The organism is Mycobacterium sp. 852002-51057_SCH5723018 (genome assembly GCF_001667035.1).
Taxonomy (GTDB): Bacteria; Actinomycetota; Actinomycetes; order Mycobacteriales; family Mycobacteriaceae; genus Mycobacterium.
The window spans coordinates 60,640-82,930 of record NZ_LZIR01000059.1 but is presented as its reverse complement, the minus strand read 5'-3'; the positions used below and the strand labels follow the sequence as shown (position 1 = coordinate 82,930).

General features: G+C 69.2%; 21 protein-coding genes and 2 pseudogenes. 6 read left to right on the top strand and 17 right to left on the bottom strand.

What is annotated here, in order from left to right; genetic code table 11:
• Nucleotides 1-10: 10 nt before the first annotated feature.
• On the bottom strand, nucleotides 11-3,250 hold the full coding sequence (locus A5764_RS12200; RefSeq protein ID WP_067113649.1) for a carboxyl transferase domain-containing protein: 3,240 nt from the start codon (nucleotides 3,248-3,250) through the stop codon (nucleotides 11-13).
• Nucleotides 3,247-4,788, bottom strand: a complete 1,542-nt coding sequence (locus tag A5764_RS12195; RefSeq protein ID WP_197501339.1) for a class I adenylate-forming enzyme family protein — start codon at nucleotides 4,786-4,788, stop codon at nucleotides 3,247-3,249. The genes A5764_RS12200 and A5764_RS12195 overlap by 4 nt, the downstream gene beginning before the upstream one ends.
• A 37-nt stretch (nucleotides 4,789-4,825) precedes the next feature.
• On the opposite strand from A5764_RS12195, the gene A5764_RS12190 reads away from it, so the two are divergent.
• Both A5764_RS12190 and A5764_RS12185 read left to right on the top strand, forming a co-directional pair.
• Complete coding sequence (locus A5764_RS12190; protein WP_197501336.1) at nucleotides 4,826-5,659, top strand: thioesterase family protein; 834 nt, start codon at nucleotides 4,826-4,828, stop codon at nucleotides 5,657-5,659.
• A gap of 79 nt (nucleotides 5,660-5,738) precedes the next feature.
• On the top strand, nucleotides 5,739-6,560 hold the full coding sequence (locus tag A5764_RS12185) for an alpha/beta fold hydrolase (protein ID WP_067113646.1): 822 nt from the start codon (nucleotides 5,739-5,741) through the stop codon (nucleotides 6,558-6,560).
• Here the strand turns inward: A5764_RS12185 and A5764_RS12180 are convergent.
• Nucleotides 6,518-6,757, bottom strand: a pseudogene (locus A5764_RS12180) (flavodoxin); the annotation flags it as partial. The gene A5764_RS12185 and the pseudogene A5764_RS12180 sit on opposite strands and share 43 nt — an antisense overlap.
• 317 nt (nucleotides 6,758-7,074) lie before the next feature.
• Here A5764_RS12180 and A5764_RS12175 point away from each other — a divergent pair.
• Nucleotides 7,075-7,611, top strand: coding sequence for a hypothetical protein (locus A5764_RS12175; RefSeq protein WP_231989690.1), 537 nt, complete (start codon nucleotides 7,075-7,077; stop codon nucleotides 7,609-7,611).
• 66 nt (nucleotides 7,612-7,677) lie between these two features.
• Here the strand turns inward: A5764_RS12175 and A5764_RS12170 are convergent, their stop codons facing one another.
• The 7 genes and pseudogenes from A5764_RS12170 to A5764_RS12140 all read right to left on the bottom strand — a co-directional run bounded on the left by A5764_RS12170 (nucleotide 7,678) and on the right by A5764_RS12140 (nucleotide 12,553).
• Entirely contained in the window at nucleotides 7,678-8,130 is a 453-nt protein-coding gene (locus tag A5764_RS12170; RefSeq protein ID WP_156664638.1) for a flavodoxin family protein, read from the bottom strand.
• Nucleotides 8,131-8,390, bottom strand: a pseudogene (locus A5764_RS12165) (flavodoxin); the annotation flags it as partial.
• Nucleotides 8,387-8,842, bottom strand: coding sequence for a hypothetical protein (locus A5764_RS12160; RefSeq protein ID WP_067113637.1), 456 nt, complete (start codon nucleotides 8,840-8,842; stop codon nucleotides 8,387-8,389). The pseudogene A5764_RS12165 and the gene A5764_RS12160, both read right to left, overlap by 4 nt.
• Complete coding sequence (gene dapB, locus A5764_RS12155; protein WP_067113765.1) at nucleotides 8,839-9,573, bottom strand: 4-hydroxy-tetrahydrodipicolinate reductase; 735 nt, start codon at nucleotides 9,571-9,573, stop codon at nucleotides 8,839-8,841. The genes A5764_RS12160 and dapB overlap by 4 nt, the downstream gene beginning before the upstream one ends.
• Before the next feature lie 87 nt (nucleotides 9,574-9,660).
• Nucleotides 9,661-10,221 (bottom strand): hypothetical protein, encoded by a 561-nt coding sequence (locus A5764_RS12150; RefSeq protein ID WP_067113763.1) that lies wholly within the window; start codon nucleotides 10,219-10,221, stop codon nucleotides 9,661-9,663.
• Nucleotides 10,222-10,457: 236 nt separating this feature from the next.
• Nucleotides 10,458-11,540 carry a dihydrodipicolinate reductase gene (locus A5764_RS12145; RefSeq protein ID WP_067113635.1) on the bottom strand — a complete coding sequence of 361 codons (1,083 nt, stop codon included), beginning with the start codon at nucleotides 11,538-11,540 and terminating at the stop codon, nucleotides 10,458-10,460.
• Complete coding sequence (locus A5764_RS12140; protein WP_067113630.1) at nucleotides 11,537-12,553, bottom strand: Rieske 2Fe-2S domain-containing protein; 1,017 nt, start codon at nucleotides 12,551-12,553, stop codon at nucleotides 11,537-11,539. The genes A5764_RS12145 and A5764_RS12140 overlap by 4 nt, the downstream gene beginning before the upstream one ends.
• A gap of 170 nt (nucleotides 12,554-12,723) precedes the next feature.
• On the opposite strand from A5764_RS12140, the gene A5764_RS12135 reads away from it, so the two are divergent.
• Both A5764_RS12135 and A5764_RS12130 read left to right on the top strand, forming a co-directional pair.
• Entirely contained in the window at nucleotides 12,724-13,308 is a 585-nt protein-coding gene (locus A5764_RS12135) for a TetR/AcrR family transcriptional regulator (protein ID WP_156664645.1), read from the top strand.
• A 72-nt stretch (nucleotides 13,309-13,380) separates the two neighbouring features.
• Entirely contained in the window at nucleotides 13,381-13,830 is a 450-nt protein-coding gene (locus A5764_RS12130) for a GNAT family N-acetyltransferase (protein ID WP_082951665.1), read from the top strand.
• On the opposite strand, the gene A5764_RS12125 is transcribed toward A5764_RS12130, so the two are convergent.
• The 6 genes from A5764_RS12125 to A5764_RS12100 form a co-directional block, all read right to left on the bottom strand.
• Entirely contained in the window at nucleotides 13,817-14,893 is a 1,077-nt protein-coding gene (locus A5764_RS12125) for a PDR/VanB family oxidoreductase (RefSeq protein ID WP_067113621.1), read from the bottom strand. The two genes, A5764_RS12130 and A5764_RS12125, sit on opposite strands and share 14 nt — an antisense overlap.
• Before the next feature lie 10 nt (nucleotides 14,894-14,903).
• Nucleotides 14,904-16,670: an SDR family oxidoreductase gene (locus A5764_RS12120; protein WP_067113616.1), complete on the bottom strand. Its 1,767-nt coding sequence runs from the start codon at nucleotides 16,668-16,670 to the stop codon at nucleotides 14,904-14,906.
• Nucleotides 16,671-16,673: 3 nt separating this feature from the next.
• The gene (locus A5764_RS12115; protein ID WP_067113608.1) at nucleotides 16,674-17,582 is read right to left on the bottom strand and encodes a metal-dependent hydrolase; all 909 of its coding nucleotides are present in this window, start codon (nucleotides 17,580-17,582) and stop codon (nucleotides 16,674-16,676) included.
• Between the two features lie 101 nt (nucleotides 17,583-17,683).
• Nucleotides 17,684-19,147, bottom strand: coding sequence for an NAD(P)/FAD-dependent oxidoreductase (locus A5764_RS12110; protein WP_067113606.1), 1,464 nt, complete (start codon nucleotides 19,145-19,147; stop codon nucleotides 17,684-17,686).
• Nucleotides 19,148-19,153: 6 nt separating this feature from the next.
• Nucleotides 19,154-19,624 carry an SRPBCC family protein gene (locus A5764_RS12105; RefSeq protein WP_067113602.1) on the bottom strand — a complete coding sequence of 157 codons (471 nt, stop codon included), beginning with the start codon at nucleotides 19,622-19,624 and terminating at the stop codon, nucleotides 19,154-19,156.
• Between the two features lie 63 nt (nucleotides 19,625-19,687).
• Complete coding sequence (locus A5764_RS12100) at nucleotides 19,688-20,203, bottom strand: Lrp/AsnC family transcriptional regulator (protein WP_067113760.1); 516 nt, start codon at nucleotides 20,201-20,203, stop codon at nucleotides 19,688-19,690.
• A gap of 67 nt (nucleotides 20,204-20,270) precedes the next feature.
• Here A5764_RS12100 and ald point away from each other — a divergent pair, with 67 nt between their 5' ends.
• On the top strand, nucleotides 20,271-21,386 hold the full coding sequence (gene ald, locus A5764_RS12095; RefSeq protein ID WP_067113600.1) for an alanine dehydrogenase: 1,116 nt from the start codon (nucleotides 20,271-20,273) through the stop codon (nucleotides 21,384-21,386).
• A 3-nt stretch (nucleotides 21,387-21,389) separates the two neighbouring features.
• On the opposite strand, the gene bla is transcribed toward ald, so the two are convergent.
• The gene (gene bla, locus A5764_RS12090) at nucleotides 21,390-22,286 is read right to left on the bottom strand and encodes a class A beta-lactamase (protein ID WP_067113597.1); all 897 of its coding nucleotides are present in this window, start codon (nucleotides 22,284-22,286) and stop codon (nucleotides 21,390-21,392) included.
• Nucleotides 22,287-22,291 lie beyond the last annotated feature (5 nt).

Below are 22,291 nucleotides of genomic sequence, written 5' to 3'. Positions count from 1 at the left end.
AGTTCGACCCTCAGACTTCCGCGAGCCTGGTGATCCAGGCCCGGGAGTCTGCGGGGTCGACCACGTCGTCAAGCTCGAATGTGGTGGCCGACCGCAGCGCCTTGCCATGCTGATAGGCGGCCGCCACCAGCTTGTCGAATAGCTCCTGGCGTTCGGACGGATCGGCCACCGCGGCAAGCTCTTTGCTGAAACCAAGCCGCACGGCGCCTTCCAGGCCCATGCCGCCGATCTCGCCGGTCGGCCAGGCCACCGTGAACTGTGGGGCGTGGAACGAGCCGCCGGCCATCGCCATCGCGCCGAGCCCATAGCCCTTGCGCAGGATGATCATTCCCAGCGGCACGGTCAGTCTTGCGCCCAGCACGAACATGCGACCGAAGCGGCGAACCGCGGCCTGTCTCTCCGCGTCCGGCCCGACCATGAAACCCGGCGTGTCGCATAGCGAGATCAGCGGCAACCGAAACGACTCGCACAGGGCGAGGAAGTCGCCGGCCTTGTCGGCCGCCTCGGCATCGATCGCTCCGCCGAGGTGGTGGGTACTGTTGGCGATCAGGCCGTAGGGCGCGCCTTCGACGCGAACCAGCGCGGTGACGATCCCGACGCCGTAGTCGGGCCTCAGCTCCAGGACGGAACCGACATCGACGATGGACTCGATCGCGCGGTGCACGTCATAGGCGCGTAACCGGTTCTCCGGCACCACGTGTCGCGCCAGCCGCGGATCGGGTGCCTCCCACTCGGTGACGCGGCCCTGAAAGTACGACAGGTATCGCTTGGCGAGCGACACCGCGTGCGCCTCGTCGCGGGCGAGCAGGCTCACCACGCCGTTGTGCCGCTGCACGTCGATGGGACCGATCGCCTCCGGCGGGTACATGCCCAGCCCACCCCCCTCGATCATCGCCGGGCCGCCCATCCCGATGTTGGCGTCCGGGGTCGCGATGATCACGTCGCACACCCCGGCCAGCGCGGCGTTGCCGGCGAAACAACGGCCGGAGACGATGGACACCAGCGGCACCCGGCCGCTCAGGCCCGCCAGCATCCGGAACGTCGGCACGTCGAGCCCGGCGGCGCCGCCGACGTCGGTGTCCCCCGGCCGGCCGCCGCCACCCTCGGCAAACAGCACGACCGGCAGGCGTTTTCGGGCCGCCAGCTCGAAGACACGGTCGGTCTTGGCGTGGTTGCGCATGCCCTGGGTTCCGGCCAGCACGGTGTAGTCGTAGGACGCGACGACGGCCCGGGCCGCCACGGGCCCGAAACGATCCGCGCCGATGGTCGCCAGGCCGGCGACCAGGCCGTCCGCCGTAGTGTTGGCGATCAGGTCCTCTTCGGTGCGCCGGCTGCGCTGCGCGGCGATGGCCAGGGCACCGTATTCGACGAAGCTGCCCTCGTCGACGAGATCGGCGATGTTCTCCCGGGCGGTGCGGCGACCTTGGTTGTGCCGCTTCGCGACCGCCGCCGGGCGCCCCTCATCGCGGGTGAGCAGGTGGCGGTGGGCCACCTCGTCGAGGTCGGCGCGGGGGCGGTCGAGATCGATTGCAACCGAGGTCGATTCGGCGCCGGCCGCCGCGTCGGTGCGGGCGAAGACGAGCAAGGGGTCCCCGGTGCCGACGACCTGGCCGGGCGCCACCAGAATCCGGGCCGTGCGCAGCGCGTCGGGTGCGGTGAGCACATGCTGCATCTTCATCGACTCGAGCACGACCAGTTGGTTGCCTGCGCCGAACTCGACGCCCTCGTCGGCCACTTCGACCACGGTCCCGGCCAGCTGCGCGCGCAGCACTTCCTCGCCCGGGTAGAGCTCCACCGGCGCGACACGGATGTCGGGACCGCACGACAACGCCGCGGCGGCCAACTCGGGAAGCCTCTCGTCGAGGAAGCCCGTCGTCACCCAACCGGACTCGAGCCGGCTGTCGGCCAGCAGCTCTCGCAGGAAGCCGATGTTCGTGCGCACGCCCTCGACGGCGAATTCGCCGAGGGCGGTGCGGGCCTTGCGCACCGCCGCGGGGAACGATGAGCCGTGCACGTGGGTGATGACCTTGGCGAGCAGGGAGTCGTACCGCGGGCTGGTCACCAGACCGGGCCGCCCGTAGGTGTCGACGCGCACCCCGGGACCGGCGGGCGGCGAGAAAGCGGTCACGGGGCCCGCCGCGGGAACAACCGACCCGTCGGCGGCATACGTCTCGGTGTTGACCCGGGTCTGAATCGCGATGCCGCGCCGGGCTGCCGGCTCGCCGATGACTTCCGTTCCGTCCGAGGCGATTCCGGCCGGAAGGCGCAGCTGGTAGTACGACGCGCCCCCGGCGATGGCCAGCTGGACGGCCACCAGGTCCACCCCGGTGGTCTCCTCGGTAACCGTGTGCTCAACCTGGATGCGTGGGTTGACCTCGAGGAAGACGAATGTCGCCCCGTCCTGTTCACTGGCGACCAGGAATTCGACGGTGGCCAGTCCGCGCAGCCCGACCCTGGCGCACAGCCGGGCGGCGGCGCGGTGCAGATCGCGGCGCAGGTTATCCGAAAGCCCCTGGGCCGGCGCGATTTCGATGAGCTTCTGATAGCGCCGCTGAATGCTGCAGTCTCTGTCGCCGAGCGCCAGCGCGTGTGTTTGGTGCCCGGCCGCTGCGCCCACCACCTGCACTTCGATGTGCCGCGCCGGCTCCAATAGCGCCTCGGCGAACAGCGCCGGATCGCCGAAGCCGAGTCGCGCCTCGGCGGCGCATTGTTGGTAGGCGGCCTCGATTTGATCGGCGCTGGTCACCTTCCGCATTCCGCGGCCGCCGCCGCCCGCGAGCGCCTTGATCATGACGGCGCCGTCGTGGGCGGCGAAAAACGCGTGCACGTCCTCGGCGCTGCTCGGACCGTCGGTCGCCGGCAACACTGGCACCCCGGCGGCGACCGCGGCGGCGCGGGCCGACGACTTGTTGCCGAGCAGCTCGAGCACTTCGGCGTCGGGTCCCACGAAGGTGTATCCGGCGGCGGCACAGGCGCGGGCGAATCCCGCGTTCTCGCTGAGGAATCCGTAGCCCGGGTGGATCAGCCCGGCGCCGGACTTCTTGGCCGCCGCCAGGATCTCGGCCTGGTCCAGGTAGGCGTCCGGGCCGGCGCCGGGCAGCCCGATCGCCTCGTCGGCCGCGTGCACGTGTGGGCTGTCGGCGTCGTCCTCGGCGTAGACCGCCACCGTCGGGGCGCCCAATTCCGTTGCGGTGCGGACGATTCGGAGGGCGATCTCACCGCGGTTGGCGATCAGCAGTGGCGCGGTCATCGCAGCGGGTCGCCCCACTGCACCTGCTGGCGGAGTCTGGCCTTGAGGAGCTTGCCGCCGGCGTTGCGCGGCAACGCTTCGTCCATCACGGTGACGTATTGCGGAACCTTGAAGTCGGCCAGTTGCCCGCGGCAGTGTCCGAGCACTGCGGGCACGTCGACGCGTTCCCGGCCGCCGAAGAGCACGGCGCCGACCTTTTCTCCCAGCACGTCGTCGGGCACCCCCAGCACGCAGGCGTCCTCGACGCCCGGCGCCCCCAGCAGCGCGGCCTCGACCTCGACGCTGGAGACGTTCTCGCCACCGCGGTTGATGATGTCCTTGAGTCGATCGACGATGTACACCCGGCCCGCGTCGTCGACCCTCACCACGTCACCGGTGTGCAGCCATCCGCCCGCGAAGGTGGCCGAGCTGGCTTCCGGCCGATTCCAGTAGCTGGCGGTCAGGTTGGCACCTCGAGCGACCAGCTCCCCCTCGGCGGGATCGCCACCGAGCGGGATCACTCCGAGGTCCACCGACGGCACCGCGTAGCCGACGGAGTCGGCGTGCTGGACGGCCTCGCGGTCGGGCAACACGGTCAGCAACGACGCACTCTCGGTCATGCCGTAGCCGTTGAACACCGTGGCTTGCGGAAACGCCTCCTTCACCGACCGCACCAACGTCGGGGCGATCGGCGCACCGCCGTAGCCCACCCACCGGACGCCGGACACATCCGCATCGGCAAAGGCCCTGTGCCGCAACATCAGCGAGTAGATCGCCGGAACGGTGACCATCACCGAGATGCGTTCGGCGGCCAGCGCGGCGATCAGCGCCTCGAGATCGAGCGCGGGCATGATCACCGATGCTCCGCCGAGGCGGGCCGCGACCAAAAGCTGTGTGTTGCAACCGGTCACGTGGAAGAGCGGCACCGAGATGAGCGTCCGCATCGCTTCGCCGAGGTCCCTTGGCTGTTCGAGGCAGCGGATCGCGTTTTCGGTGTTGGTCAGGAACGCTTCGTGGGTGGTCGGCACGCCCTTGGGATGCCCGGTGGTGCCCGAGGTGTAGAACAGCGCGGCCACGTCTGCGGGACCGTGCCTTTCGGTGACGTTCGGGTCGCCCTCGGGCAGCACCACGCCCGGGGCCAGGTCCACCCGGGCGCCGGAGTCCGACAGCACGAACTCGACCTCCGGCTGCGCCGAGCGCGTATTGACCGCCACCACAATGCCACCGGCCATCACCGTGCCCCAGAACGCCAGCACCCAATCGACGCCCGCCGGGTAGCGCACGGCGACGCGGTCACCGGGCCGCACGCCGGCCGCGCGCAGCCCGCCAGCCACCCGTGCCGCGCGGTCCCACAGCTGCCGGTAGGTCAGTCGGCCGGCGCCGAGCTCGACCAGGGCCTCGCTGTCGGGACGCGCGGCGACCTGGTCGGCGAGCATGTCCAGCAGCGTGGCGGGCAACCCGTCGTAGCGCGGTGTTCCATCGGCATCGCGGGAGACGCCCACTGTCGGATCTGCCGTGAATGGGTTGTGGCCGCGGGGAATTTCGATCAGCGAAGGCATGACCGGTCCTACTATCCTCCTGCCCTATCGTGAAGCGGTGACGATCGAGGATTCCGCCATCATGCCCGAGGCGTTGTTCACTGTCGACGGCGACTCCTATCTGCCGGGCGCGATGACCCGGGGGCCGTGGGGCGCGGCCATGGGCGGTCAGAATGTCGGCGGCCTGTTGGCTTTCGGGATCGAGCGATCCGGCATCGACGCCGACCTTCAGCCGGCACGCCTCACGGTCGACCTGTTGCGCCCGGTGCTGCTCGAGCCGATTCAGATTCGGACATCGGTGCAGCGCGAAGGCCGGCGCATCAAGCTGGTGGACGGCGCGCTGGTGCAGAACGGAACGACCGTCGCACGGGCCAGCGCCCTGTTCCTGCGGCGCGGTGAGCATCCCGACGGGCAGGTGTGGTCCGGTCCGGTCGAGATGCCGCCGCTGCCGACCGACTCCAGCGGCTTCCCCGCGGACATGGCCTTTCTCATCTGGGGGTACGGGGCAAGCATGAAGGGCAGCCCCGGCATCGCGGCGGGCGAGTGGGAGCAGGACCATTCCCAGAAGTTCGCCTGGACGCGGCTTTTCCGCCCGCTGGTGCACGGGCATCCGCTCACACCATTTGTGCGCCTGGCATTCGTCGGCGATGTCACGAGTTCGCTCACCCATTGGGGCACGGGCGGATTGCGCTACATCAACGCCGACTACACCGTCACCGCCAGCCGGCTGCCGGACGGGGAATTCCTCGGGCTGGCGGCCCAAAGCCATTACGGCACGGCGGGTGTGGCCACGGGCACCGCGACCCTGTTCGACCGGCACGGGCCGATCGGCTCCAGCACGGCGCTGGCGCTGGCCCAGCCCGCCTATGCGTTCCAGCCTTCGTACGGGTAGTCAGGATTGGGGCGGTTTCCGTGGGAAACATGGCACGTTCCGACGGCTCGGGACAAGCCGCGGCGAAGTTGCATGAAGCATGAGCACCGCAGTTTCCGCCGACGGGACCGTGATCGGCTATGAAACCGCCGGCAGCGGGCCGGCCCTGCTGCTGGTGCACGGCAGCACCGGCACCCACGCCCGGTGGTCGTCGGTCCGGGAGCCGCTGGCGCAGCGCTACACCGTCCACGCCATGGACCGCCGCGGCCGGGGACTCAGCACGGCCGAGGCCGGCCCGTACGGCCTGCGCCGCGAAGCCGAGGACGTCGCGGCCGTCGCCGAAGCCGTCGGGGGCGATGTCTACGTGGTCGGTCATTCCTACGGGGCTTTGGCGGTGTTGGAAGCGGCGCTCATCACTCCCGCATTCCGCCGGATCGTGCTCTATGAGCCGCCGATGCCGTCGCGGGGCCTCGACCCGGTGTCGGCGGACGGCTGGGCGCGGCTCAACGCGGCGTCCGACCCGCGCGAAGTTCTGGAGACGTTCTATCGCGAAACCCTGCACCTGCCCGAGCCCGCCGTCAAAGACCTTGCGGAACGCGAGTTTTCGGTCCTGGCCGGGTCGATCGGACACACCGCCGCCCGCGAGCTCGCCGAGGTGTGCGCATACCGCGCGACCGAGCGGCTCGCCAAGATCACCGTGCCGGTGCGGATGTTGGTCGGCACCGAGAGCCCTGCGTACTTGCGCACGGCCACGGCCGCCGTCGCCGCGCAGATCCCGGGCGCCACGATCGTCGCGCTGCAGGGCCAGGGACACCAGGCGATCGACTACGACCCACACCAATTCGTCAGGGCCGTACTGGAATTCGACGCCCCGGAGGCTCACTCCATGAGCGGCGCGGCGAGCGTGCCGCCCAGCTCGTAGGCCCGCTCGCGAACCGCGGCATCGACGGCACCGAGGACCTCCGACACGGCGGCCTGGCTCAGCGTCAGCCCGGTCGCCAGCTTGCCCATGGCCGACGCGGCGCCGACGGTGTCGTTGTTGCCGTGCGCCCACAGGCCGTAGGGCCGGCCGGAAACCTGGTCCGGGCTCGGGTAGTACACGGTGTCGAAGAAATGACGGTGCCTTATCGCCAGCGACTGCTTGGCGATGTGGCGGTGAGTGCTGGCAAGAATCAGGCAAGAATCCGGCAAGGCGTGCGCCGTAACCTTTCGTGACGGCCACCACAGCCGACACGAGCCGAAGTGCGAAGGAACACGCAAATGAAGACGATCAGGCGGTGACACCGATGGACGCGACTAATGATCATCTCAACCGAGGTGAACCCGATATGTGCGCCGCGGCTTCGCACCGGCGGGTGCTGCTTCAGTCCCGGGCCGCCAAGCTGATTGGCCTGCTTTTGGCCGTCGCAGTGACCGCCTGTGCGCACACAACAGGGATGTCCAAAACCAGTCCGGCGACCACCGTGCCCACGCCCGGCAGGGGCACGGTCACGTTCGAGTACTTGCAGCGCGCGCCCGTGCCGGCGCTGTGCGAGCACGATCCAGGCCAACTGAGAAACGGGCAATTGCCGCCACAAGAGGGGCATCCCGGAAACGTCGGGATCGCGTTGAACTACAACACCGGCGCCTACAAGGTGGCGTTTGGCGACCTGACGGGGGGCGGGGGCGACGCCGCCATGGTCATCCACTGCAATGCCGGTGGGGTTGGGTGGCCGGAGACCGTGCAGCTCTATACGGCGGGCCCGCAGCTCTCAACCGCCGGGCCCAGGCGGCTGGGTGGAATCGACCTCGGCGACCTTACCCATAGCGTTGCAATCGTGACCGATCTGTCCATCTCGGACGGTGTCGCACATGTGACGTGGATGGCCGGCGGTCCGCAGGATCCAGATTGTTGTCCGAGCCTGAAGATGATGGCCGACCTGCGTTGGGACGGTTCCACAGTGGTCGCCCAGAACGTGCGCCGAGCCAACTAGCCGTCGGCCAGATCTCGCCGACGGGCACGGCCCAGGCGCCCAGACCATCCGCACGACCTATACACGTCACTCCATCAATTGAGCAGCGACCGTCGCGCCGAGATTCCAGCACGCCTCGACGTCGGCCTTGGTCGGCTTGCCCATCACCACGACCGTCTCCGCAGCCCTCACCCAGCCGAGCCCGGCGGTGATGCCGTCCACCGCGCGTTCGGCTCCCTCGGTGCCCTCGTTGCCGTGCAGCCACAGCCCGAACGGCCTCCCTCGCGTCGAGTCGAGTAGCTGGTAATACGACTGGTCGAAGGCGTGCTTCATGGCCCCGCTGACATACCCGAGGTTGGCCGGGGTGCCCAGCACGTAGCCGTCGGCCTCCAGCATCTCGACCGGCGAGACGGTTAGCGCCGGTCGGCGAACAACCTCGACTCCCTCGATCTCAGGGTCGGTCGCCCCGGCCACGACCGCCTCGAACATCTCCTGGCAGTGCGGGCTTGGAGTGTGGTGGACGATCAACAAACGGGCCACTAGCTCGCCCGTCGGCTAATAGAGGGGTATTCGCCTAAATAACGCTTGAGGGCCCCGGACATGTAGCCGAAGTTGGCGGTGGTGCCGAACAGGTAGCCGTCGGCGTCGAGCATGTCCGGCAGGGTCGCGGCCTGCGCGGGCCTCGAAACCACCTCGACGCCGTCGATCTCGGGGGCGTTCGCCCCGGCGAGCACCGCCCCGAGCGGTTCGCGGGTGCTCGGCGAGGGGGTGTGGTGGATTACGAGCAGCGTCTTGCTCATCGGCCGGCCTGTAGCTGCAAGGCCGTCTTCATCGCTTCGCGCGCGCGGCGACGGTCCCCCGCGTAGTCGTAGGCCCGGGCCAGGCGGTACCACCGCCGCCAGTCGTCGGGGTCTGTCTCGACCTCGGTGCGCACGGTCGCGAACAGCGCGTCGGCGGCGTCCGGTTGGATGCGGCCCGACGGCCGCCGCGGGAGCGCGCTGGTGTCGAGTTCCATCCCGTCCGACGCGATCAGGCGGGCCAGCCTCTGGTGGGCGAACCCGGCGCGCAGGGTGGCGATCATCGCCCATCCCCCGATGATCGGCATGATCAGCAGCGCGATGCCCAGCCCCACCGCGGCGGGCCTGCCCGAGGCGATCAGCGCGATGGCGTCGCGACCCAGCAGCGCGAAGTACACGAGCATCGCCACGCACAGGAACGCGATCAGCAGCTGGATGCGCAGCGTGGCGTTCATTGCAGGTCGAGGAGGTGCTCGAGGCCCACCGTGAGGCCCGGGCGTTCCGCGATGCGCCGCACCGCCAGCAGCACGCCCGGCACGAACGACGTCCGGTCCAGGCTGTCGTGGCGGATCGTCAGCGTCTCCCCCTCGGTCCCGAACAGGATCTCTTGATGGGCGACCAGCCCGGCCAGCCGCACCGAGTGCACCGGTATCCCCTCGACGTCGGCGCCGCGAGCGCCCGGCAGGCTGGTGCTGGTGGCATCGGGGTTGGGCGGCAAGCCCTTTCGGGCCTCGGCGATCAGCTTCGCGGTGCGGGCCGCGGTGCCCGACGGGGCGTCGGCCTTGTGCGGGTGGTGCAGCTCGATGACCTCCGCCGAGTCGAAGAAGCGCGCCGCCTGCTTGGCGAAATGCATCGACAGCACCGCGCCGATCGCGAAGTTCGGCGCGATCAGCACGCCGGTGCTCGTGTCGCCCAGCCACGACTCCACCCGCTCGAGGCGCTCGGCAGTGAAGCCCGTGGTTCCGACGACAGCGTGAATCCCGTTCTCTATCAAGAACTTCAGATTGTCCATCACCACGTCGGGATGGGTGAAGTCGATGACCGCCTCGGTGTCACCGTCGGTCAGCAGGCCGAGCGGATCGCCGGCGTCCACCTCGGCGGACAGGCTCAGGTCGTCGGCGGCCTGCACGGCCCCGACCATCGTCGACCCCACTTTGCCCTTGGCTCCCAGCACCCCTACCCGCATGTGTTTCACCCTAGACCGGGTGAACTCTGCGCCGCGGCGTGCGTCGAGCTATTCCATGACAACTCGAACGTGGGATTCTCGCGCCGATCAGGTGTGGACTATCAAGCCCGCTTCGGTGTAGGGCGCGGGTTGCTCGGGATCGTTGAACGTGATGTACAGGTCACCTCCCGTCGGCATAGCGAAGCCGACGAATCCATGTGCGGTCTGCCCGTCATTAACACCGCCCGATTGCAGCGGGGGCATCTTGTGGAGCCTCTGGAAGTCGACCGCAAGCGTTGCCGGGCGGGGCGCGTCGTCCGGATGGGTCCATGGCTGATTGCCGCCGCCGTATCCGGCGAATATATAGCGCTGGTCGAACTGGAAGAACCGGTGGGACGTCGCGGTGATAGTCAGTTCCACCACGTTGCATGCGGAGCCATACGTCGGAGCCGCAAAATGAGAGGCGCATCCCGGCGGTAACCATGTTGCACTGTTGACCGTGATGTCGGCGGTCGCGCCGCCGGCCGCCCTCGCATGCACGGGCACGCCCATCTGACTGATCGGGAACGGCGGACTCTCGGACGCGGGGTCGGCCGAACCGGAGGGACACGAGCATGCGGCAATGACCGCGGCGACCGCGGCTGCCGCACTTACAAATCCCGCGCGCACCACGGGAGGTTACCCGCAGTACTGCCGCGAAAAACGCTGGACTGTCCGCTCGCCCCGAGCTAATGCGGAATTGGCCCGTTTGCTGCAGTGGCAGCAGCACGTCCAGCAAGGCGGTCTGCCGCCGCCGGTGGCACGGGCTGGGCGTCGGGGCAGCGAATCCCGTGCGGCTGAACCAGATTCGCACCAACGACCGGACCGCCTGATGATCACGATGATCCTTTAGCCCTTTGAAGCCGCTACCTCTTGAACCGCCCCGCAAATCCGCGCAGCGGGAGGTCGGCGCTGGTGATGAGCCCCGGCGGCGCCGCGACCACCGACTTGATCGCGTTGAGCGCGGGCATGCCGGTCACGGTCATGCCGATGGAGGCGAAGTTGTCGGGGTTGGACAGGTCGACGCCGGGCTTGGGGAAGATCATGTGCTTGTTGTAGATGCAGGGGTCGCCCTTGATCTGGGTGATGTAGCAGCCCTTGATGTTCCAGCTGGGGTCGGTGTGCGGGGTCATCTGCCATTCCAGGTGCGTCTCGACCCGCGGAACGCCGTCCACCATGCCCTGGTACTTGATGTAATTGGCGCCCAGCGAGCCCTTGGGCAGCGTGTACCAGCCCAGGTCGACGTCCTTGGTGCAGGCGCCCAGCTCGTAGCTGAACGTGACCTCGTCCAGTGGCAGGTCGAAGCAGTCGGCCATCATCAGCACGCTGTCGGCGAAGACGCGGGTGTATTTCTCCAGCTTGGACGGGATCTCCGGGTCGTCGACCGGCTGGCCGTAGCCCACCTCGATCCAGGTGTCCTTGGAGTGGTGGCACGACACGTCGACGGACTCGATGGTGGTGATGTTCTCGATCTCGGCGACGTCGGCCGAGCACACCACGCCCAGGATCTGGTTCAGCCCGGGGTTCATGCCGGTGCCATAAAAGGTCGCGCCGCCCTTGTCGCACGCCTCGGACAGGAGCTGGGTCACCGGCTTGCCCGAGGGGTGCGGGTGGTTCCTGTCGCGATGCCACCCGGTGATCCAGTCGGCGGTGGTGACGATGTTGATCCCCGCCTCGAGCACTTTGACGTAGAGGTCTTCGTCGGGGAATACGCCGTGAAACGTCAGCACGTCCGGCCGCGCCGCGATGATCTCCTCGACGGTGCCGGTGGCCGTTACCCCGTTGGCGGCCAGCCCGGCGAGTTCTCCGGCGTCCGCGCCGATCTTCTCCGGCGAATAGCAGTGCAGGCCAACAAGTTCGAGGTCCGGCCGCGCGGCGATCCGCTTGATCATCTCTTTCCCGACGTTTCCGGTGGCCACCTGGAAGACGCGGATCGGTGCGGTACTCATTGCATTGAGCCTTCCTGAGCTGCGGGCGCCTCGGGATAAAACTGCTTGGCCCACTTGCGGATTGCGGTGAAACCCTCGTACTCGTCGGGGGCCAGCGCGGGCGGGTCGGAATAGCGCTGGTGCTGCCAGATGTCGATGTCCTGCTCGAACTGCCGGATCACTTCGCGCCCGAATTCGGCCGCCCTGCGCTCGGCGCGGGCCGGGTCCTTGCCCGCACCGACCTTCGGGCGGCCGATGTAGACCATGAACCGGACGTCGGAGGTGCATTCGTCGACGGGGGTGACCGCGGAGATGGTGCGGTTGTCGACCATGCCCCAGCTCTTGGTCACCGCGATGCCCAGGCCGCCGTTGACGGCCTCCACGCCGCTCTTGACGTCCTCGATCCGCTGGCCGTCGTCGCCCTCGAACGTGATGGTGAAGTCGACGAAGGACACCGCCTCGCCGAAGTCGTGGCGGGTGAACACCGGCACGATCGGGGTGTTGTGCACGTACTTGAAATGCGCGAAGTCGACCCCGTTTTCGAGCACGTACTGCGGGTGCAGCTCCAGGCTTTGGCGATACAGCCGGTGCTGCGGGTAGTAGGCGGCCGCGCCGCCGCCGTCCTCGAACGAGGCGAACACGTCGGGCACGTCGAAGTAGGGGTCGCGGCGCTCGACGTCGTGCCAGATGTAGACCGACTCGTTGCGCTCCACCACCGGGTAGGTGCGGATGCGCCTGCCGCGGTTGGGCCGGTCCTGGTAGGGGATGCAGACGTTGCGACCCTGCTGGCTCCACTGCCAGCCGTGGAACGGGCATTGCAACACCTCGCCGACAACCTTGCCGCCGTAGCCGAGGTGCGCGCCGAGGTGCTCGCAATAAGCGTTCATCACCGTGACCTCGCCGGACTCGGCGCGCCAGGCGACCATCTCCTGGTCGAAGTACTTCATCCGGTGCACCTCGCCCACGCCGATCTCGTCGGACCAGGCGACCTGGAACCATCCGGTCGGTTTCATCGACAACGGCGGCTTAGCCATCCGAACTGCCCTCCCTCGCCTAGGAATGATAGGTCGCTACGCCACAAAATCAAAGTACCCTCTATGAAACATGTGCTGGCCGGTAGGATCGGCGGATGACCCAGCAGGCCCGCGGCGCGGGAGTCGCCGGGCGGCGCCCCAACCGGCGCGGCCACGCGACCCGCGAGAGCATGCTGGAGGCCGCGCTGAAGTCGCTGGCCTCCGGCGAGCCGGGGTCGGTGTCGGCCAACCGAATCGCCAAGGACATCGGCGCCACGTGGGGCGCGGTGCAGTACCAGTTCGGCGACACCGACGGTTTCTGGGCGGCGGTGCTGCACCGCACCGCGGAGCGGCGCGCCGCCACCTTCACCACGCTGGCGACGCCGGTCCAACCCGATGCGCCGCTGAAAGAGCGCGTCGGCGCCATCATCGACACGCTGTACCGCGGCCTGGCCGCACCGGATTCCCGCGCGATCGAAAACCTGCGCGCGGCGCTCCCCCGCGACCCGCGCGAGCTCGAGCGGCTCTACCCCCGCACCGCGGCCGAACTGTTCTCCTGGGGCAAGAGCTGGCTTCAGACCTGCCAGAACGCCTTCGCCGGCCTGGACGTGGACCCGGACCGGGTGCGCGAGGTGGCCGCCCTCATCCCCGGCGCGATGCGTGGCCTGGTCTCGGAGCGCCAGCTGGGCTCCTTCGCCGACCTCGACATGGCCCGGCGCGGCCTGACCAACGCGTTGGCCGCCTATCTGGAGCGACCGCAGGCGCAAGGTCTCTAGCCTTGACCCGTGAGCACCAGCGACATCCGGATCCGTCGGGCCACGCCGGACGATTACGCCGGCGTCTCGGAGATGCACTATCCGGTCTGGCGGCGCTCGTGGGCCGGAATCCTGATGCCGCCGTTGCTCGACATATTGGGGCCGCCGAAACGCTGGGTCGCCGAGGTCTACCCCCAGACGCTGAACCGGCACGGCTGGAGCATGTGGATCGCGGAGTGCGACGGCCGGCCGCTGGGCGTGGCCATCTTCGGTCCCGATCCCGACGATCCCGAGGCGCTGCAGATCGACGCGCTCTACATCGCCGAGGAAAACCAGCGGCACGGCATCGGCGCCCGCCTGCTCGAAAAGGCTTTGAGCACACACCCTTCCGGCGACGTGATCCTATGGTGCGCGGAAAGCAACGCCAAGGCGCACCGCTTCTACGAGAAGCACAACTTCCGACGAGACGGCCGCACGCTCGACTGGGAGCCGCTTCCCGGCATCAAGGTGGCCCACGTGGGCTACCGGCTCAGGCGTCGATGACCACCCGGTCGCCGCAGGCCCGAGACACGCAGACCAGCATTTCGTCCTCGCCCGCCGCCACCCGGCCGCGGTGATCGACCTGCCCGGCAAGCACTCTCACCTTGCATGTCCCGCAGAACCCTTGCCGGCACGAGTAGGGGGTCGCCGGGTCCACGTCGCGCATGACGTCGAGCGCCGACCGATTCGACGGCACGGTGAGCACCCGCCGCGAGCGCGCGAGTTCCAGCTCGAACGCAACCCCGTCGACAACCGGCGGCGGGCTGAACCGCTCGTAATGCAATGGCGCGTCGGCCAATTCGCCCCAGACCGCGCGCAGCGCCTCCAGCATGGCGGTGGGGCCGCACACGTAAACGGCCGTCGTCGGACCGGCACCGGCCAGTAGATCCTGCACGCCGGCGAAGCCGCCGCGCTCGTCGTCGGCCCACACGGTCACCCGATCCGCGCCCACCGACACCACCTCGTCCAGGAACGGCATGTACTCGCGGCTGCGACCGGCATAGACTGCGCGCCAATCGATTCCGCGCTGCGCTGCCGCGCGCATCATCGGCAGAATGGGCGTCACGCCGATGCCGCCGGCCACGAACAGCACGTCACGCTCGGCCGTACCAAGGTAGAACGCGTTGCGCGGGCCCTCGAAGACCAGGGTGTCCCCGACGCCGTAAGCGTCGTGCATCTCGACGGAACCCCCGCCGCCGTCGGCGATCCGGCGCACGGCGATGCGGTAGTCGGTACGGCGCCCGGGCGGACCGCACAGCGAGTACTGGCGGCGCCGGCCCGAGGGCAACCGGACGTCGATGTGCCCGCCGGGCGTCCACGACGGGAGCAAGGCGCCGTCTGGGTCGGCCAGCGTCAAGGCCACCACGTCGGGGGCGACGAGTTCGCGCTTGGTGATCACCGCGCGCTGCGCCCGCGCGACCGGCTTGACCCGCGACGGCTCCCACCGCGACGTCGCGGCAAACCCGTCGAACAGCGCGCGGATGCCCCACAGCACCGTGCCGAGGCGGTCACGGTCGCGGCGACCGTACAGGTCGGCGGGCCGGCTGGCCCAAATGCTCTGGCTCACGGTGCTTGCCTCATTTTTGCCGAATGTCGAAGCGCGCGAACAACCGCAGCGCCGACGGGCTGATGCGCCGCAGCGCGTAGCCGATCCTGGACTCGGCGGCGATCGGCAGTACGGCGGGCCGGGTCCGGACGGCCTTGACGATCGCCTTGGCCACGTCCTCCGGCGTGAAGTTGCGCCGCCGGTACGCCGCGTCGGCCTTCTGCCGGGCCCGCTCCTGCTGCTCGGCGGTCATCCCGGCGTAGACGGTGCTCTTGGCGATGTTGGTGTTGACGAAGCCGGGGCACACGGCCGTGACGGAGATGCCCTCGTCGGCGAGGTCGGCCCGCAGCGATTCGCTGAAGGCCAGCACCGCCGCCTTCGTGGTGCTGTAGGCGACCATGGATTTCGACGGTATGTACGCCGCCGCCGACGCCAGGTTGATGATCGTTCCGCCCTCGCCACGCTCGACCATCTGCGCCCCGAACGCCCTGCTGCCGGCGATGACGCCACGGACGTTGACGCCCATGATGTCTTCCCAATTCGCCGAGCTGGTCTCCAGGAACCGGCCCGCCATCCCGATGCCGGCGTTGTTCACCAGGATGTCGACCACCCCATGCTCCTTGAACACCTGTGCGGCAAGGTCATTGACCGCCGTCTCGTCGCTGACGTCGACCCCGTACACCGCGGCCTCGGCGCATGCCGCACGCACAGCGTCGGCGGTCTCGTTGGCCGCGCCGAGATCACGGTCGACGATCACCACCTTGCGGGCGCCGTGGCGCGCCAGTTCGACCGCGGTGGCCCTGCCGATTCCGGCCCCCGCCCCGGTGATGAGCGCAAGCTTTCCGCGCACCTCACGCGGGCCGCCGCGCACCTCCGGCTCGCCCGTGGGGACCACGCCGGCGGCGTTGCGGTCGACCCACTCCGCGGTCAGCCGGGCGATGACGTCGGGGCGCGAGATCACCACCCAGTGCCCGCCTTCGATCGGAATCACCCTGCCCCCGGCGGCAATCGCGCCGGTGTACCGCTGCAGCGCCGGCGTCACGAAGATGTCGCGGCGCGGCACCAGCACCTGGACGGCGACGGTGGTGCCGGGCGGCCGCGGCCCCGGCCGCAACATCGGCCCGGGCATGTTGGCGCGGTAGAGCTTGAGCCCGTTGACGTAGTCGGCGATCGAGCGCGGCGGCGCGTCGCGTCGGCTGCGCGTGCTGGAGCGGCCGATGCGCTCCACGGCCTGATGGACTTTCACCCCGATCCGGCTGCGGAACGCCAGCTCCGGCACGCCGGGGCACAAAAAGAAGGCGATGTACACCGATCCCAGCAGCTGCCGGGCGACCTGCCCCAGCGCCCGCGGCGTGCGCGCCGACCGCAAGAACGCCCCCGCGTACCGCAGGTGCGGACCCGAGATCGAGGTGAACGACGCGACCTTGCCCATCACCGAATCGTCGGTGACCGCCGCCCAGGCCTGGATCGAGCCCCAGTCGTGGGCCAGCACGTGCACCCGCCCGACGCCCAGGCTGTCGATGACTGCCCCGATGTCGGACACGAGCTGGGTGAAGGCATACCCGGATCGCTTTGCGGGACGGGATGATTCACCGGCGCCGCGGACGTCGTAGGCCACGAGGTTGTACCGGCCCGCGTAGCGCTGAGCGAATTCGCCGGCCACGCCGTCCCAGAGGCGGTGGTTGTCGGGCCAGCCGTGGATGGCGAGCACCGTCGGGCGCGCCGGGTCGACCTCGGTGTAGCGGTGCACCGCGAGGGTGACGCCGTCGGAGGCGGTGACGGTCGAAGCGACGGCCATGGGTCAGCGCGACGCGCGCGCGGCGGGCGAGACCGCGAGGTAGTCGACGGCCAGGCCCAGCCCGCCCAGCTGGGACGGGTGAAACCCCGGCCGGTAGTAGTCACCGACACCGCGGACGAATTTCAGCGGCCCGGGCACCAACCCCCGTCGTGCCGCGCGCACGTAGTCGCGCCAGCGCGGCTTGGTGCCCGGCGGCAGGTAGGGGTCCACCGAGTACAGGAACCGGACGCCGCGGATCCACAACAGCAGCATGGCGGGCGTGACGACCAGCTGGGCGCGCACCCGTCGCCAATACCCGGCCCGCAGGTGCTTCATGGTGTCGAAGGCGACCGCCTTGTGCTCGACCTCCTCGGCGCCGTGCCACCGCAGCATGTCGAGCATCACCGGGTCGGTGCCGATGGCGTCGTGGGCCGGCGAGTTGAGCACCCACTCCCCCAGGATGGCGGTGTAGTGCTCGATCGCCGACACGAGCGACACCTGTTCGAGCAGCCAGGCGCGCTGGCGGCGCAGGTTCCACGCGGGCCTGGGCCCCAGCAGCTTCTCGAACAGCCACCTGATCTGGTCGGTGTACGGCGTGAGGTCGACGCCCTCGGCCGCGAAGTGAGCCAGCACCTTGGCGTGCGCCTGGGAATGCACGGCCTCCTGGCCGATGAAACCCTGCACGTCCAGCCGCAGCTGGTCATCCTTGATCAGCGGCAACGTCTTCTTGAACACGTCGACGAAGAACTCTTCGCCCGCGGGTAGCAGCAGGTGCAGGACGTTGAGCATGTGGGTGGCGAACGGCTCGCCCGGCACGTAGTGGAACGGTAGGCGCGCCCACTCGAACTCGACGCCGCGCGCCTCGAGGACGAGGCGCTCGTGGTCCGACGTCGCGTCGTGCGGACCCGCTGCCTGGTCGTCGACGGTGAACATCGTGGCCCCCTAGCTCGGCGCTTACCCGCGCGCGTGGCAAGTATAAAGACACGGCCAAGATATGCGAAACCGCCGGTACCGGGTTTCTTCCCGAGTTGTCCTCAGTGGGCCGCGGCGTGCCGGCGCAACTCGTACTGCCCGGGGTCGGTGTGAGCCAGCATGGCGCGGTGTTCGCCGGGCGTGAAGGGCCACACCTCCGGCACCCCGTCCTTGTTCAGGTACCAGCTGTTACAGCCGGTGGTCCACACGGTGTCCGGCATCGCGGCCCGCAGCCGGGCGTTGAAAGCGTCCGTCGCCGATGCCGTCGGCTCCACCGTGTCGAACTCGCCGCGGCGCCAGCGCTCGATCCAGCGCACGATGTGGTCGGCCTGCGACTCCGCCACGGTGGTCAACGCGAGGTTTCCCACCGGGCTGTGCGGCCCCAGCATCATGAAGAAGTTGGGGAATCCCGGCAGCGCGACGGTTTGGTATGCCCACGGACCGTCGCGCCACACGTCGTCGGCGGCGATCCCGCCGCGGCCGACGAGCCGCATCGGGCGAAAGAACGCGTGGGTGTCGAACCCGGTGCACAACACGATGATGTCGACCTCGTGCAAGGCGCCGTCGTCGGTCACGACGCCGCGTAGGTCTACATGGTCGATGCCGGCGGTGACCAGTTCGACGTCGTCGCGTTGCATCGCCCGGAAGAAGCGATTCGACATCACCAGCCGTTTGCACATCGGCGTGTAGTCGGGAGTCAGCGCCCGCCGCAACTCCGGGTCACGCACCTCGAGCAGGCTGGCGCGGCACAGCGCTCCCATGATCTTTCGCCGCAGACCCGGCTTGGTCAGCCCGACCGCGAAGGTGTCGAAGGCGAGGCTGTAGGCCCGGTAGGCGAAGCGGTCGAGCCACGGCGCCCGCCGGCGGGTGACGCCGGTCAACCGGGTGTAGCGCGGGTTGGGCAGCCGAAGCACCCATTGTGCGGTGCGCTGGAACAGCACGACCTTGCCCGCCACGCCGGCCAGGCCGCACACCAGCTGCACGCCGGTGGATCCGTTGCCGACCACCGCGACCCGCCGGCCCGGTAGCTCGACGGAGTGATCCCAGCGCGCCGAGTGAAAGACGTGGCCCGCGAAGTCGTCCAGGCCCGGGATCGACGGCATCCGGGGATGGTGCAGCACTCCGGTCGCCGAGATCAGAAAATCGACTTGGGATTCGTCTCCACCGTCCGTGCGCAGCACCCACCGGCCGCCTTGGAAACGCGCGCTGACGATTTCGGTGCCGAACCTGATGCGCTGCCGCAGCCCGAACCGGTCGGCGACGCCGCGGAAGTAGTTCTGGATCTCGTTGCCCGGCGAAAACAGGTGCGACCAGTCGGGCTTCATCGCGAAGCTGTACTGGTAGACGCGCGAGGGGATGTCGCAAACCAGGCCTGGGTAGGTGTTGTCGCGCCAGGTGCCGCCCACCTCGTCGGCCTTCTCGTAGAGGGTGACATCGGTAATGCCCTTGCGCAGCAACGCAATTGCGACGCACAGCCCGGACATGCCCGCCCCTACGACGGCCACGGCCGGATCGCGCCTCGTCATCGCGGGTTACCCCGTCTCGGCCCGCCGCTTGAGGCGCTGCAGGGTGAGCCGGATGTGCTCGGTGTTGGCTGCCGCCCGATCGCTGACCCCGGTGGCCGTGCCCGCGAGCTTGCGGAACCAGCCGGGTCGCCGGTCCCAGGTGCTCTCGGTGACGCGGCAGCCGCCGCCGGCGCCTCCCAAGTCGGTGATGTCGTATTGCCAGCGGGCGATCGGGATGCGGGCATACCGCACGTCGAATGCGAAGACGCGGCCCGGTCCGGCGTCGGTGACCGTGCACGTGGTGGTCCAGCGCCGGACGCTGTTTTCGTTCCTGCCGACGAACACCGCGCCAGGGCGGACCGCGTCGCCCTTGCGCCACTCCATCGCCACCGCCTCCTCGGCCAGCGAGGCCAGCGTCGGCAGGTCGGTGATCAGCCCATACACGACGTCCGGACGCGCGTCGATCTGCACGGTGGCGGTCGCGCACGGATCCTCCATTCGCCGATCATAAGTCCTGGCCCGATGGTGGCAACCCGCTTCGCCCGGCTACATCGCGCTTGACTAAATAGGTGCCGCCCCACGGAGATGCTCGAAGATCAGCGACGTCTGGGTGCCGGCGACGTCGGCGTCGGCGTTGAGGTTCTCGACGACGAATGAGCGCAAATCTTCGGTGTCGCGGGCCGCGACGTGCAGGATGAAATCGTCTGCGCCGGCGAGGAAGTAGATGTCCATCACCTGGCGCTTGGCGCGGATCTGCTGGATGAAGCTGCGGATCTTGCCGCGCGCGTTGGAATGCAGGTTGACCGAGATCATGGCCTGCAGCGGCAGGCCCACCGCGACCGGGTCGATGTCGGTGTAGAAGCCCCGGATGACACCGAGGTCCACCAGCCGGCGAACCCGGCCGTGACAGGTCGACGGCGCAATCCCGACCGCCTCGGCCAGCGCGTTGTTGGTGATCCGGGCGTCGCCGTGCAGCGTGGCCAGGATTTTGCGGTCCACCTCGTCGAGATCCGCCGGCCGAAGATCCTTCGGCGAGCCATCGGCCAGGCGCTCGCGCTCCGCTGAGTTTCCGGGCATTGCCCCACGGTACAGAAGCATCATCAGCCGGTTTGCGGGGTTATCGAATCTTCTTCACACTTGAGGCATGCGCGTCGGCGTTCCCACCGAGACCAAGACCAACGAATTCCGGGTGGCCATCACCCCTGCCGGCGTCGCGGAACTGACCCGTCGCGGCCACGAGGTGCTCATCCAGGCCGGCGCCGGCGAAGGGTCGGCGATCCCCGACGCGGAGTTCAAGGCGGCGGGCGCCCAGCTGACCAGCACCGCCGAGCAGGTGTGGGCCGACGCCGACCTGCTGCTCAAGGTCAAAGAACCGGTACCGGCCGAGTATGGCGTGCTGCGGCACGGCCAGGTGCTGTTCACCTATCTGCACCTCGCGGCTTCCCGGGCCTGCACCGACGCGCTATTGGCCTCGGGCACAACGTCGATCGCCTACGAGACGGTCCAGGCCGCCGACGGGACGCTGCCGTTGCTGGCCCCGATGAGCGAGGTCGCCGGCCGGCTCTCGGCGCAGGTCGGTGCCTACCACCTGATGCGGACGCAGGGCGGCCGCGGCGTGCTGATGGGCGGGGTGCCGGGCGTCAAGCCCGCCGACGTCGTGGTGATCGGTGGCGGCACGGCCGGCTATCACGCCGCCCGGGTCGCCGGCGGGATGGGCGCCAGCGTCATGGTTTTCGACGTCAATCTCAACAAGCTGCGGCTGCTGGACGCGGAGTTCGGCGGACGCGTCGGCACCCGCTATTCGTCCGCGTACGAGCTGGACGGCGCCGTCAAGCGCGCCGACCTGGTGATCGGGGCGGTCCTGGTGCCCGGCGCCAAGGCTCCCCGGCTGATCTCCAATTCGCTTGTCGCGCAGATGAAGCCGGGCGCCGTGCTGGTGGACATCTCCATCGATCAAGGCGGCTGCTTCGAGGATTCACGACCTACCACGCACGACGAACCCACGTTCGCGGTGCACGACACGCTGTTCTACTGCGTGGCGAACATGCCCAGCGCCGTGCCGAAGACGTCGACCTTCGCGCTGACCAACGCGACCATGCCGTACGTGCTCAAGCTCGCCGAGGCCGGGTGGCGGGCCGCATGCCGGTCGGATGCCGCTCTGGCCAAAGGCCTTTCGACGCACGACGGGCTGCTGCTGTCCGAACGGGTGGCCGCCGACCTCGGCTTGGCGTGCACCGATCCGGCGAGCGTGCTGGCCTGAGCCTCAGCCCTGCCCGGTCAGCCACGGCAGCGCCGACCCGGTCACTTCGGCGATCAGCGGGCCCAAAGCGTCGGCGTCCTTGTTCGGCGACGCCGACCGCGTCATCACCGACAGCAGCACCCTCTGAGAGCCGGGCCCGTAGGCGATGCCGATGTCGTTGGTGCTGCCGTAGTCCCCGGTGCCCGTCTTGTCCGCGCTGGTCCACCCGGGCGGCAGGCTCGCCCGCATCGTGGAGGTGACATTGCCGCGCATCCAGTCCTCCAGCTGGCGGCGCTGCGGCTCACCGAGAACCGTTCCGGTGAGCAGGCTTTGGATCCCGCCGCCCAGGGCCCGTGGGGTGCTGGTATCGCGCGGGTCGCCGGGTATCGCGGTGTTCAGGTCCGTCTCCCAGCGGTCCAGCCTGGTGTGCTCGTCGCCGAGGGAACGCGCGAAGTCGGTGACGGCCGGCGGCCCGCCGATCGCCCGCAACAGCAGGTTGGCGGCGGCGTTGTCGCTGCGCTGCAGCGCGGCCGCGCACAGTTGCGCCAGGGGCATCGTCCGGCCGGCCTGCGGCGCCGTGACGGGTGAATTCGGCAGCAGCGCACCGGGATCGATGAAGACGGCTTGCCGCAAATCCAATTCGCCGCGCTGGGCCAGCTGTAGCACCCGCGCGGCGGAGTAGGCCTTGAACGTCGAACACACCGCGAACGGATCGCCGTCGCGATGTGCCAGGGTGCGCCCGCTGCCGAGGTCGGTGGCGAAAAGCCCGACGTAGGCGTCGTACCGACCCTCCAGTTCGCCGAGCCGGTCATAGACGCCGGACGGATCAGGGCTGGGCGCCGCGGCGGCGCGTCCACAGGCGGTAAGCACCGACGCGGCGACCGCGACGGACGGCAGCCGCCGTCGTGACAACGCCGGCACGGTCG